Consider the following 13068-nt stretch of genomic DNA (forward strand, 5'->3'; position numbering starts at 1 on the left):
CGACCTCCCTGGTCAGTTGACGACGTGTCGAGCCACCCCATTGGCTTCGATCATCTGCGAGCGCTCCACCCAGCCGGCGCCCTCGACCCATACCTGCTCCTCGAGCTCGACCTGCTGCGCATCGATGCGCACCACCCGCCCCTTGTCCGGCCCCAGCCGGTCACCTTCGCGCAACGGGTACAACGCCCCCGCAACACGGATCAACGCCACCCCGCCTCGACGGTCGGCCAGGTGCCCAACCAGTTCCATCTGTTCCAGCGGCACGTGTTCCAGCGCAAATTCGAGCGCTGCGGGCGGCGGCGCGGCAAAGGGATCGCGCGCCTCCGCCAGCACCGGCGCCGGCTGCGCCACGGGGTCGACCGGCAGGCCGGACGCATAGGCCTTGAGGTGCATCTGCAGACGCAGCTGCCCACGCCCCGCCAGCGGCGCCAGGTGAAGGTCATGCAGGGTCACGCGCTCAGGCAGTGTGGCCAGGGCGTCGACAAAACCGGCCAGCGCGGCGAAGTCGCCCACCACCTGCAGGTGCACCGGCATTTCGGCATGCAGGGCCTGCGGCTGCGCCGGCAACACTTTCACCTGCTCGAACACCAGGCCCCGCCCGGCCCGGGCGACAGCCTGCAGCAGGCCGGGCATGCCGCCCGCTGGCAGCAGCCGGGCCTGGGCCTCCCGCAGGCGTTGCTCCAGGCCGAGCAAGCGGGCCTGCTGCTCGTCCAGCCGGGCGACCTGGTCTGCCTGCGCTTGCCAGGCCTGCTGCAACTCGGCTCCACGCGCCAGCGCCCGCTCAAGCGAAGCGTTCGCCCCGCGCAGGTGCAGCCCATAACCGCTACCGAGCGCCAGCAGCAGGCAAGCCGCCAGCAACAGCGCCTTGTACCGCCGAGGCCACGCTGCCATCAGGTACCAGTCGAGAGCCGGGCTCATGGCTGCACCTGCGCACGGAGGTGGAACACCTCGCCGGCGGCCGTGGCTTTGATCTCCTGCAACTGCACCTCGCCCAGGCCAGGGGCCTGATCCAGATTGCGCAGCAGTTGAGTGACCGACGCCCGCCCCTGTGCCACCCCCTCCAGGCGCAGCGCGCTGCCCTCGAGCGCCAGTGCAGTCAGTTGCAGCCCTTGTGGCACCCGCGTGGCCAGCGGTGCAAGCACCTGACCACCTGGGGACGCGGCGCGCAGCACGGCATCCAGCCCCTGGATGCGCTCCTGCAGCGCATCGCCCCGGGCGGTCAGGTCGGCCAGTTCCGCCAGCGGGCCCTCAAGCCGTGCGATGGCATCGCGCAGGGCCGCATTGGCCTGCCCCTGCTGCGCCAGGCGATAGGCGCCATGCCGGTCCAGCAGCACCACGATGGCGACCCCCAGCAGCAGAGCCACCAGCATCAACCCCTGCAACTGCCGCACACTGCGCTGGCGTTGCCAGGCCCGCCACGGCAGCAGGTTGATATCGCGCCTCACGGGGCACGCCTCATCGCCAGCCCATAGGCCAGCGCCAGCGCGGGTTCGGCGGCATCGAACACCGTGGTTTCGATACCCAGCCGACGCTGCACTTCCAGCGCCCGGGCCGAATCGGCAGCCGCCCCGGTCAGCACCAGCCGCGCCGGTGCAGGGCCCTCCAGGGCCTGCAACCAGCGTTCGATGCAGGCAGCCAACGCCTGCGGCACATCGGCCGCTGCACCCACGTCGGCACGCCATGCCTGGTGCTGTGCATGCAGCGCCCAGTGCCCTGGCTCGACCCGCACCACGGCGACCGCGTCATCGTCCGCCCCGACCGCGCGCAACAACGCCAGACTGTCGGTCTCGACCACTCGCGCACGCAGGCCTGCCAGCTCCAGTGCCGCCTCCAGCCCATCGAGCCAGCCCTGATGACAGGCATACACCCCCACCGCCTCGTAGCACGGGTCGTGCGCGACCGAGCCGCGGCACTCGAAATCGAAGGCCGCCTCGTCCAGGGCAAAGGGTATGAAAGGTTCGGCCTCATGGCACAGGCGGGCAAACAGGGCATCCTCTGCCAGCCCCGCCGGCACCTGCACGGTCTTGCTCAGCACGGCCGTGGCCGGAATCGCCAGCGCCGCCTCGCGCAAGGTGGCACCGCTGCGGGCCAGGGCATCGCCCAGCACCTGCGCCAACTGTGCCGGGTCGGCCACCCGGCCGTCCTGCAGCACGCCCGCCGCCAGCGTCTGCACGGCCTGCGCACGCACCTCGAAGGCCCCTGCCACCTGCCGCAGCTGCAGCAATCGCACCGCGCAACATGAAATATCGATACCCAGCAGTGAACCGGCATCCTTGCCGAAACGTCCAAACATTGGCTTTTCCTGGCATCCGCCTGCTTCGACCGGCCCCCAGACAGGGCACCGGTCAGCCCGTGCACCGCGCAACCCACGCGGCACAGTGAAAATTGCTTATAATGCCCAGCGTTTTTTCTCGTCGATCAGCCCTGCGCTCAATCCATATTTCAAACTGGACACCCCAAAGCCTTGATACGCCTGCTGAAGTTCTTCTGGTGGTCTTTCGTCGCAGTCATCTGTGCCGTCGTGCTCGGTCTGAGCGGCGCGTTTCTGTATCTTAGCCCCAGCCTGCCCTCGGTAGAGGCCCTGAGAAGCATCCAGTTGCAGATCCCTTTGCGGGTATACAGCAGCGATGGAAAGCTGATTGCCGAGTTCGGCGAGATGCGGCGTTCTCCCATCCGTTTCGCCGACATTCCCCCGCATTTCATCCAGGCTTTGCTGTCCGCCGAAGACGACAACTTCGCCAATCACTATGGGGTCGACCCCAGCAGCCTGATGCGCGCTGCAACACAATTGCTCAAGTCCGGGCACATCCAGACCGGCGGCAGCACCATCACCATGCAGGTGGCGAAGAACTTCTTCCTCAGCAGCGAACGCAGCTTCTCGCGCAAGACCAACGAGATCCTGCTGGCCCTGCAGATCGAGCGCGAGCTGACCAAGGACGAGATCCTCGAGCTGTACGTGAACAAGATCTACCTGGGCAACCGTGCCTACGGCATCGAAGCCGCAGCGCAGGTGTACTACGGCAAGTCGATCCGTGACGTGAGCCTGGCGCAGATGGCGATGATCGCCGGCCTGCCCAAGGCACCGTCGCGCTTCAACCCGCTGGCCAACCCGACGCGCGCCAAGGAACGCCGCGACTGGATCCTGGGGCGCATGTACAAGCTGGGCAAGATCGACGAAGCCAGCTACCAGGCCGCCCTGGCCGAACCGATCAACGCCAGCTACCACGTGCCGACGCCCGAGGTGAATGCCCCGTACATCGCCGAGATGGCCCGCGCCGAGATGGTCGGCCGCTACGGCAGCGACGCCTACACCGAAGGTTTCCGCGTGACCACCACGGTGCCGAGCGACCTGCAGGAAATGGCCAACAGCGCCGTGCTCGATGGCCTCAGTGCCTACGACCACCGCCACGGCTACCGCGGCCCCGAGTCGCGCCTGCCGGGCAAGACCCAGGCCGCCTGGCTGCAGGAGCTGACCAAGCTGCGCCCACTGGGCGGGCTGGAACCGGCCATCGTCACCCAGGTCGACAAGACCGGCCTGCAGGTGCTGACCAAGTCGGGCCAGACCGAGACCGTGGCCTGGGACACCATGAAATGGGCCCGCCCATTCCTCAACACCAATAGCCAGGGCCGCGCCCCGCAGCAGCCGGGCGATGTGGCCCAGGTCGGCGACGTGATCCGCGTGCAACGCACCGGCGAAGGCGAACTGAAGTTCAGCCAGGTGCCGGGCGCCCAGAGCGCACTGGTGACCCTGGACCCGAACAACGGCGCCATCCGCGCTCTGGTGGGCGGCTTCTCGTTCGAGCAGAGCAACTACAACCGCGCCATGCAGGCCAAGCGCCAGCCGGGCTCGAGCTTCAAGCCGTTCGTCTACAGCGCGGCGCTGGACAACGGCTACACCGCCGCCAGCCTGGTCAACGACGCCCCTATCGTGTTCGTCGACGAGTACCTGGACAAGGTGTGGCGACCCAAGAACGACACCAACACCTTCCTTGGCCCGATCCGCATGCGCGAGGCGCTGTACAAGTCGCGCAACCTGGTATCGATCCGCCTGCTGCAGGCCATGGGCGTGGACAAGACCATCGACTACATCGCCCGTTTCGGCTTCAACAAGCAGGACCTGCCGCGCAACCTGTCGCTGGCGCTGGGCACCGCGACCCTCACACCGATGGAGATCGCCACCGGCTGGAGCGCGTTTGCCAACGGCGGCTACAAGATCACCCCGTACCTGATCGACCGCATCGAAAGCCGCAATGGCGAGACGCTGTTCACCGCCAACCCGCCCAGCGTGCCCCGGGGGCATCAGGACGAGGCCGGGATTGGCGCCGCCGAAACGCCGATCGTCACCGATGCGGCACTGGGCGCCGACGTGAGTGCGGTGGCGCCGCAGGTGCCGGCGGTGGCCGAGCAGATCATCGACGGACGTACCAGCTACATCCTCACCAGCATGCTGCAGGACGTGATCAAGCGTGGCACCGGGCGACGTGCCCTGGCGCTGGGGCGCACCGACCTGGCGGGCAAGACCGGTACCACCAACGAGTCCAAGGATGCGTGGTTCTCCGGCTACAACGCCGACTACGTGACCACCGTATGGAGCGGCTTCGACCAGCCCGAGACCCTGGGCCGTCGCGAGTATGGCGGTACCGTGGCGCTGCCGATCTGGATGAGCTTCATGGGCGCCGCGCTCAAGGACAAGCCGATGCACACGCTGCCGCAGCCTGAAGGCATCCTCAGCCTGCGGGTGGACCCGGTGAGCGGCCGTGCGGCCACGCCGAGCACGCCTGATGCGTACTTCGAGCTGTTCAAGGCCGAAGACACCCCGCCGTCGGTCAACGAGCTGGGTGGCAGTGCGCCAGGCAGCCCGCTGCCGGCGGACGAGTCGGCGCCGATCGATCTGTTCTGATGGGGTAACCCGGGGGCTGCCCTGCAGCCCATTCGCCAGCACAATTACCAGCCCCAAACAAAAAGCCCCGACTCTCGCGAGCCGGGGCTTTTTGCTACAACGCTACAACGGCTCAGCCGTTGAACACGTCATCCACGCTCTTGAGCGGGTAGTTCTTCGGATACGGCAGGGTCGCCACACCGCTTTCGATCGCAGCCTTGGCCACGGCATCGGAAACCACGGTGATCAGGCGTGCGTCCATCGGCTTCGGAATGATGTACTCACGACCGAATTCCAGCGCGTCGACGCCGTAGGCAGCGCAGACTTCCTTGGGCACCGGCAGCTTGGCCAGGTCTTTCAGGGCGTTGGCGGCAGCGATCTTCATCTCTTCGTTGATGCGCTTGGCGCGAACGTCCAGGGCACCACGGAAGATGAACGGGAAGCCCAGTACGTTGTTGACCTGGTTCGGGTAGTCGGAACGACCGGTGGCCATGATCACGTCGCTGCGGGTGGCGTGGGCCAGCTCCGGCGAGATTTCCGGGTCCGGGTTCGAGCAGGCGAACACGATCGGGTTCGGTGCCATCGACTTGAGGCCTTCAGGGCTCAGCAGGTTCGGACCGGACAGGCCGACGAACACGTCAGCGCCCTCCAGGGCATCGGCCAGGCTGCGCTTGTCGGTAGCGTGGGCGAACACCGCCTTGTACTGGTTCAGGTCGTCACGGCCAGCGTGGATCACGCCGGTACGGTCGACCATGAAGATGTTTTCGATCTTCGCGCCCATGCTCACCAGCAGCTTCATGCAGGAGATGGCCGCAGCACCGGCGCCCAGGCAGACGATCTTGGCATCGGCGAGGGTCTTGCCCGCGATTTCCAGGGCGTTGATCATGCCGGCCGCGGTCACGATCGCGGTGCCGTGCTGGTCATCGTGGAACACCGGAATGTCGCACTGCTCGATCAGCGCGCGCTCGATCTCGAAGCACTCGGGTGCCTTGATGTCTTCCAGGTTGATGCCACCGAAGGTGATCGAGATGCGCTTGACGGTGTCGATGAAGGCCTGCGGGCTTTCGGCATCGACTTCGATGTCGAACACGTCGATACCGGCGAAACGCTTGAACAGAACACCCTTGCCTTCCATCACCGGCTTGGACGCCAGTGGGCCCAGGTTGCCCAGGCCGAGGATGGCGGTGCCGTCGGAAATGACTGCTACCAGGTTGCCCTTGCCGGTGTACTGGTAGGCCAGCTCCGGGTCACGGGCGATTTCACGTACTGGCTCGGCAACACCCGGGCTGTAAGCCAGCGCCAGGTCGCGAGCAGTCGCGGTCGGTTTGGTGAGCTCTACGCTCAGTTTCCCCGGACGAGGCTGAGCATGGTATTCGAGAGCGGCAGTTTTCAAATCTGACATGATGGGCATTCCGCTTTTACTGTTCTGACGGACCGCCGAGGATACGCAAAGAGCAATGGGCCGACAAGACTGCCCGGTCACTTGTGTCAAGGCCTTTAGCCTACGACTTTAAGCCAAGAGCCGCAGCCCGCAAGGCTTTCAGTGTGTACAATCCATTTTTAAAATGTTCACAATTTATTATCTTTATTGTCTTTCCAGCATCGTCGGGTCGGTGAGTGGCAGCATCCAGCGCGCCTGACCCGGCTTGAGCCCGCCCTTGCGGGAACGATCCAGCACCCAACCGCGGGCTTCGACGCGCCGGCCTTCGAGGCCGTCGGTGAAATCAGGCGCAAAGTTGCGCGACAACCTGGCCGGCACCTGAAGCACCAGCGAATGGCCCAACTCGATCCAGATGGCGCCACCGCTGTGCTCGACCGACTGAACCTGGCCAGCGACCAGCGCAAAACCGGCCTGGCGCAGGTGCCCCGGCGCGATCACCGGCGGCTGGCCCCACAGCCCCGCGCGGGCGCTGCGGGCGGCCTGTTCAGCCTGTTGATGGCAGTCGCGCAGGGCGATGTTGGGCGCTACCGCGATGCGATAACCCAGACCCTCGCCCAGCAGTTGTTCTTCCAGATTGTGACCAGAGCGGTCGAACACATGGGCCAGGGTGCGCTTGTATTTGTCGCGCGGCTCTGTACCCGGCAGCAGCTCGACCCGCCCGCCACTGGCCTTGACCAGGGCCTGCAAACGCTGGCGCGCGGCCACCGCATAGGGCTCGCTGGGCCGCCCCTTGCGCCCGATCTCGGGAGCATTGATGCCGATCAGGCGCACATTGCGCCCATCCTTCAGACGCAAGGTATCGCCGTCGATCACCTGGCGTACCGCAACGCTCTGCACCTCGCGCTGCGCGTCGGCCGGCAGCGTACACAGCGCCTGCGCCGGTAACTGCCAGATCGCGGCCACAAAAAAGGCGCCCACCAGGGACGCCTTCTTCAACAGCATTGCCAAGCCCATGGGGCCAGCTTCGCGCCGTCTTACTTCTTGGCACCGAACATGCCGAAACGGTCGGCGAACTTCTGTACGCGGCCGCCGGTGTCCAGCACTTTCTGCTTACCGGTGTAGAACGGGTGGCACTCGTTGCAGACGTCGGTGGCCAGTGGGGCGCACAGGGTCGAACGGGTCTGGAACACATTGCCGCAGCTGCAGGTGACTGCGACTGCTTCATAATTCGGATGAATTTCTGGTTTCATGGTCACTTCCTCGACTGCGTGCCGCCACCCAACACCATTGTTGAATACCGCACGTAATTAGGCGGCGAATAATACCAGAGCATGCCATCAGCGCAAGTTGTCGCTTGTACCGACTGTCGTCTGCTAGGCTCGGCGGCTACCGAATTGCCCTTCAGAGACCCTGCGCGTGTCCGACGTCATCCTTCGCCTTGCCTTGCCCTCGCCCCTGCGGCGGTTGTTCGACTACAGGGCCCCGGCGAGCATGGCGCACACCGCATTCACCCCCGGCATGCGCCTGCGCGTGCCGTTCGGGCGCCGCGAGATGATCGGCATCCTGGTGGAGGTGTGCGAGCACAGCGAGGTGCCCGCCGACAAACTCAAGCCCGCCATCGCCCTGCTTGACCCGGTATCGCCGATACCGCCAGCCCTGTTCAAGCTGTGCGTGTGGACCGCGCAGTACTATCAGCACAGCCTGGGCGACACCCTGAGCTGGGCGCTGCCGGTGCTGCTGCGCCAGGGCGAGCCGGCCGAAGCGCACCAGGAACGCTTCTGGCAGGTGGCCCCGGGGGCGCGCCACGACGACCCGCGCATCGCCCGCGCACCGCGCCAGCGCGATGCCCTGGCCACCCTCGCGCAGCATCCGCACGGCGTGGCCCACGGCCTGCTGAGCAAGCTCAAACTGAGCAAGGACAGCCTCGACCTGCTGCTGGCCAAGGAGCTGGTGCAGGTGGAGGTACGCCGGCATGCCCCGCCGGCGCGCCACGAACACTGGCTGGCACAGCCCGAACTGCCGCTCAACGATGAACAGAAGGCGGCGTTTCATGCGGTGCAGGCCGGGTTCGGCAGCTTCCATGCCTTTCTGTTGGCCGGGGTCACCGGCAGCGGCAAGACCGAGGTCTACCTGCAACTGATCCGCGAGACCCTGGAGGCCGGCAAGCAGGCGCTGATCCTGATTCCGGAGATCAACCTCGGGCCGCAGACCCTGGCGCGCTTCGAGCAGCGTTTCAATGCGCGCATTGCCCTGCTGCATTCGGCAGTCAACGACCGCGAACGCCTCAAAGCCTGGCTGGCGGCCCGTGATGGCGAGGCCGACATCATCATCGGTACCCGCTCGGCGCTGTTCACGCCCATGAAGAACCCAGGCCTGATCATCATCGACGAGGAGCACGACGGCTCCTACAAGCAGCAGGAAGGCCTGCGCTATCACGCCCGCGACCTGGCCCTGGTGCGCGCGCACCAGGAGCACATCCCGATCCTGCTGGGCTCGGCCACGCCATCGCTGGAAAGCCTGCACAACGCCTACTCCGGTCGTTACGGCCTGCTGCGCATGAACCACCGCGCCGGTGGCGCCAAGGCGCCGCGCTTCCTGCGCCTGGACGTCAAGAGCCGGCCGCTGGACAGCGGCATCAGCGGGCCGATGCAACAGGCCATCGGCCAGACCCTGGCCGCCGGCCAGCAGGTGCTGGTGTTCCTCAACCGTCGCGGCTTTGCCCCCACGCTGCTGTGCCACGACTGCGGCTGGCTGTCGGAATGCCCGCGCTGCGATGCGCGCATGACCGTGCATCAGCGCTCCGGCGAACTGCGCTGCCACCACTGCGGCTATGACGAGCGCGTACCGCGCCAGTGCCCGCAGTGCAACCATGTGGACCTGCGCCCGGTAGGCGCAGGCACCGAGCGCGCCGAAGAGCGCCTGAGCATTCTGTTTCCGGATGTCCCGGTGCTGCGCGTGGACCGCGACAGCACCTCGCGCAAGGACGCGATGAACCAGCTGTTCGCCACAGTGCAGCGCGGCGAGCCGTGCATCCTGGTCGGCACCCAGATGCTGGCCAAGGGGCACCACTTTCCGCGGGTCACCCTGGTGGCGATCCTGGATGCCGATGGCGGGCTGTTCTCCGGGGATTTTCGCGCCAGCGAGCGCATGGCCCAACTGATCGTGCAGGTGGCAGGGCGTGCCGGGCGTGCAGAGGAGCCAGGCAAGGTGATCATCCAGACGCACCTGGCCGATCATCCTCTATTGGTACAGCTTACCGAGCAGGGCTATTTCGCGTTTGCCGAACAGGCCCTGAGCGAGCGCCGCGCCGCCGGCCTGCCGCCCTTCGCGCACCTGGCGCTGCTGCGCGCCGAGGCGCACAAGCCGGGGCAGGCCGAGAGCTTTCTCGACGAGGCCTGCAGCGCCGCCGAGCAGTTGCTGGCAGAGCACGACCTGCACGGCATCGAGCTGCTGGGCCCGGTGCCGGCGCCGATGGAGCGACGGGCGGGACGTTTTCGTGCGCAATTGTTGTTGCAGGCCAATGCAAGGGCATCCTTGCATCGTCTGATGAGCGCCTGGCTGTTAGTGTTGGAGCAGATGCCGAGCGGGCGACAGGTGCGCTGGTCGCTGGATGTGGACCCGGTCGACCTGTACTGACCGCTTCGCCGGCAACGCCGGCTCCTACAGGTTTGATGAGCCCTGGCCCTCTGCAGAGCCTGCATTGTTGGCCAAAGGGCCCTAAAGGTTGGCAACCTCGCCCCGGCAACGGATAATACCCAGTTTTTCCACCTGCGCATCCAGGCGCCGCCGCGCTTGCGGTCGAAAGAGAAGCCCATGAAAGACACCATTCGCCAGCTGATCCAGCAAGCCCTCACCCAACTCGTCAACGACGGTGTGCTGCCTGACGGGCTGACGCCGGCGATCCAGGTGGAAAACGCCCGGGACAAGACCCACGGCGATTTCGCCAGCAACATCGCGATGATGCTGGCCAAGCCCGCCGGCCTCAAGCCGCGCGACCTGGCCGAGAAACTCATCGCCGCCCTGCCCGCCGACCCGCAGGTCAGCAAGGTGGAGATCGCAGGCCCGGGCTTCCTCAACTTCTTCCAGAACACCCAGGCCCTGGCCTCGCGCCTGGATGCCGCACTGGCCGACGCCAGGCTCGGCGTGCACAAGGCCGGCGCCACGCAGAAGGTCGTGATCGACATGTCGGCGCCCAACCTGGCCAAGGAAATGCACGTCGGCCACCTGCGCTCGACCATCATCGGCGACGCCGTGGCCCGTGTGCTGGAGTTTCTCGGTGACGATGTGGTACGCCAGAACCACGTGGGCGACTGGGGCACCCAGTTCGGCATGCTGATGGCGTACCTGGAAGAGAACCCGATCACCAGCGAAGAGCTGTCGGACCTGGAGAACTTCTACCGCGCCGCCAAGAAGCGGTTCGACGAGTCCAGCGAGTTCGCCGACCGCGCCCGTGGCCTGGTGGTCAAGCTGCAGGCCGGCGACCCCGAGTGCCTGAAGCTGTGGACCCGCTTCAAGGACATCTCGCTGTCGCACTGCCAGAAGACCTACGAGCTGCTCAACGTCAAGCTGACCATGGCCGACGTGATGGGCGAAAGCGCCTACAACGACGACCTGGCCAATGTGGTCGAAGACCTCAAGGCCAAGGGCATGCTGGTGGAAAGCAACGGCGCCCAGTGCGTGTTCCTCGACGAGTTCAAGAACGCCGAGGGCGAGCCGCTGCCGGTGATCATCGTCAAGGCCGACGGCGGCTACCTGTACGCCACCACCGACCTGGCCGCCGTGCGCTACCGCAGCGGCGTGCTCAAGGCCGACCGCGCCCTGTACTTCGTCGACCAGCGCCAGGCCCTGCACTTCCAGCAGGTGTTCGCGGTGGCCCGCAAGGCCGGCTTCGTGACCCACCCGATGGACATGGAGCACATGGGCTTCGGCACCATGAACGGCGCCGACGGCCGCCCGTTCAAGACCCGCGACGGCGGCACCGTGAAGCTGATCGACCTGCTCAACGAAGCCAAGGAGCGTGCCTACGCCCTGGTCAAGGAGAAAAACCCGCAGCTGCCTGAAGAAGAACTGCGCGCCATCGCCAAGGTGGTGGGCATCGGCGCGGTCAAGTACGCCGACCTGTCCAAGCACCGTACCAGCGACTACAGCTTCAACTTCGAGCTGATGCTCAACTTCGAAGGCAACACCGCGCCGTACCTGCTGTACGCCTACACCCGCGTGGCCGGCGTGTTCCGCAAGCTGGGCAAGGGCTTCGACCAGGTCGAAGGCGAGATCCGCTTGCAGGCACCGCAGGAACAGGACCTGGCCGCGCGCCTGGCGCAGTTCGGCGAAATCCTGAACAACGTCGCCGAAAAAGGTACCCCGCACGTACTGTGCAGCTACCTCTACGACGTGGCCGGCCTGTTCTCCAGCTTCTACGAGAACTGCCCGATCCTCGCCGCAGAAACACCCGAACAGCAGCAGAGCCGCCTGCGCCTGGCCGCCCTGACCGGTCGCACCCTCAAGCAGGGCCTGGAACTGCTTGGCCTGGAAACCCTGGAGCGCATGTAAGTTGGCTGCCAAGAAAAAACCTGCTCCCAAGCGCGGCGCCAGCCGCTATCAGGCCCCGGCCAAGCAACCGATACCGGGCTGGATGTGGCTGGCCATCGGCCTCACGGTCGGTGCGTTCATCGTGTTCCTGATGAAACTCGAGCCCAGCCGCGACGAGGTCAAGCGCACCAAGCCTGAAGCCCAGCAGAAGGCCGAGAAGATCGCCGAGGCGAACAAGACCGCGCCGAGCCCGCAGCAGCCGGTCAAGCCCAAGTACGACTTCTACACACTGCTGCCCGAGTCGGAAGTGATCGTGCCGCCCGAAGCCGTGCCGGAGAAAACCCCGCCGGTACCGGCGCAGCCACCGGTGACCCCGGCCGAGGCGGCCAAGATCGACACCGCCCGCGCCCAGGCCGCGCTGCTGGGGCAGACCCCGCCACCGGCACCGCCGGTGATCAAGCCGGCCGCTACCACGCAGTTCTACCTGCAGGCGGGCTCGTTCCGCAAAGAGGCCGATGCCGACAAGGTGCGTGCGCAGATCATCCTGCTCGGCCAGGCGGTGAAGGTAGAGTCCGGTACGGTGAAGGAAGAGACCTGGTACCGCGTGCTGGTCGGCCCGTTCAGCAATCGCGAACAGCTGACCGTGGCGCAGAAGCAACTGGCCGGCAGCGGCTTCAACAACCTGCTGCTGCAACAGCGCCAGATACGCCAGTAACCCCGATGTTCGGCGGCCCGCAGCAGCGGGCCGCCTGCTTTCAGGCCCGCGCCTGCACGTTCTTGAGCGATACCTGGGTGTTCAGCGTCCAGAAGTCGTACAGCACCCCCAGCAGAAACAGCCCGCCGGTAAAGGCATAGATCACGCCGCTGATCCACTTGCCCTGGTACATGCGGTGCACGCCGAATATCCCCAGGAAGGTCAGCAGGATCCAGGCCAGGCTGTAGTCCAGCGGGCCGGCGTGAAAGCGCAGGTCGGCCTCGCTGTCCATCTTCGGGATCAGGAACAGGTCGATCAGCCAGCCGATACCGAGCAGGCCCAGGGTGCAGAACCAGATGGTGCCGGTCACCGGCCTGCCGTAGTAGAAACGGTGCGACCCGGTAAAACCGAAGATCCACAGCAGGTAGCCGAGGACCTTGCTGTGGGTGTCCTGGGGCTGCGCCTGTTGCTGATAACTGTTCATTCATAGCCTCCACGGTTTAGAGAGAAATTTTCTAAGAAAAAATGTGACTTTTACGTGCTCAGCCGACGTATGGCGCCTCTGCAATCGACCAACGGACCAGA

General features: G+C 65.9%; 11 protein-coding genes. 4 read left to right on the forward strand and 7 right to left on the reverse strand.

Annotation, left to right across the window (positions count from 1 at the left end; all coding sequences use genetic code 11):
* Window positions 1-12: 12 nt before the first annotated feature.
* The 3 genes from N0B28_RS24580 to pilM are packed head-to-tail and all read right to left on the reverse strand — an operon-like array spanning window position 13 to window position 2293.
* Window positions 13-918, reverse strand: a complete 906-nt coding sequence (locus tag N0B28_RS24580; protein WP_275729366.1) for a pilus assembly protein PilP — start codon at window positions 916-918, stop codon at window positions 13-15.
* Window positions 915-1445 (reverse strand): PilN domain-containing protein, encoded by a 531-nt coding sequence (locus N0B28_RS24585; RefSeq protein ID WP_158255600.1) that lies wholly within the window; start codon window positions 1443-1445, stop codon window positions 915-917. Before N0B28_RS24585 ends, N0B28_RS24580 begins: the two co-directional genes overlap by 4 nt.
* Window positions 1442-2293, reverse strand: a complete 852-nt coding sequence (pilM, locus tag N0B28_RS24590; RefSeq protein WP_275729369.1) for a pilus assembly protein PilM — start codon at window positions 2291-2293, stop codon at window positions 1442-1444. The genes N0B28_RS24585 and pilM overlap by 4 nt, the downstream gene beginning before the upstream one ends.
* A 174-nt stretch (window positions 2294-2467) precedes the next feature.
* On the opposite strand from pilM, the gene N0B28_RS24595 reads away from it, so the two are divergent.
* Complete coding sequence (locus N0B28_RS24595) at window positions 2468-4900, forward strand: penicillin-binding protein 1A (RefSeq protein WP_173925097.1); 2433 nt, start codon at window positions 2468-2470, stop codon at window positions 4898-4900.
* A gap of 112 nt (window positions 4901-5012) precedes the next feature.
* On the opposite strand, the gene N0B28_RS24600 is transcribed toward N0B28_RS24595, so the two are convergent.
* From N0B28_RS24600 to rpmE, 3 genes are all read right to left on the reverse strand, one after another.
* Complete coding sequence (locus tag N0B28_RS24600) at window positions 5013-6281, reverse strand: malic enzyme-like NAD(P)-binding protein (RefSeq protein WP_043860148.1); 1269 nt, start codon at window positions 6279-6281, stop codon at window positions 5013-5015.
* A 183-nt stretch (window positions 6282-6464) separates the two neighbouring features.
* On the reverse strand, window positions 6465-7262 hold the full coding sequence (locus N0B28_RS24605) for a thermonuclease family protein (RefSeq protein WP_275729375.1): 798 nt from the start codon (window positions 7260-7262) through the stop codon (window positions 6465-6467).
* A gap of 32 nt (window positions 7263-7294) precedes the next feature.
* Window positions 7295-7510, reverse strand: a complete 216-nt coding sequence (gene rpmE / locus N0B28_RS24610) for a 50S ribosomal protein L31 (RefSeq protein WP_043860144.1) — start codon at window positions 7508-7510, stop codon at window positions 7295-7297.
* Window positions 7511-7676: 166 nt separating this feature from the next.
* Here rpmE and N0B28_RS24615 point away from each other — a divergent pair, with 166 nt between their 5' ends.
* The 3 genes from N0B28_RS24615 to N0B28_RS24625 all read left to right on the forward strand — a co-directional run bounded on the left by N0B28_RS24615 (window position 7677) and on the right by N0B28_RS24625 (window position 12504).
* The gene (locus N0B28_RS24615; RefSeq protein ID WP_078481693.1) at window positions 7677-9896 is read left to right on the forward strand and encodes a primosomal protein N'; all 2220 of its coding nucleotides are present in this window, start codon (window positions 7677-7679) and stop codon (window positions 9894-9896) included.
* A 177-nt stretch (window positions 9897-10073) separates the two neighbouring features.
* A complete protein-coding gene (argS, locus tag N0B28_RS24620; RefSeq protein WP_043860142.1) occupies window positions 10074-11810 on the forward strand; it encodes an arginine--tRNA ligase in 1737 nt (578 codons plus the stop codon).
* Between the two features lies 1 nt (window position 11811).
* Complete coding sequence (locus N0B28_RS24625; protein WP_043860141.1) at window positions 11812-12504, forward strand: SPOR domain-containing protein; 693 nt, start codon at window positions 11812-11814, stop codon at window positions 12502-12504.
* A 40-nt stretch (window positions 12505-12544) separates the two neighbouring features.
* On the opposite strand, the gene N0B28_RS24630 is transcribed toward N0B28_RS24625, so the two are convergent.
* The gene (locus N0B28_RS24630; RefSeq protein WP_043860140.1) at window positions 12545-12967 is read right to left on the reverse strand and encodes a TM2 domain-containing protein; all 423 of its coding nucleotides are present in this window, start codon (window positions 12965-12967) and stop codon (window positions 12545-12547) included.
* Window positions 12968-13068 lie beyond the last annotated feature (101 nt).

This window comes from Pseudomonas sp. SD17-1, assembly GCF_029201585.1.
In the GTDB taxonomy this organism is placed as follows: Bacteria; Pseudomonadota; Gammaproteobacteria; order Pseudomonadales; family Pseudomonadaceae; genus Aquipseudomonas; species Aquipseudomonas palmensis.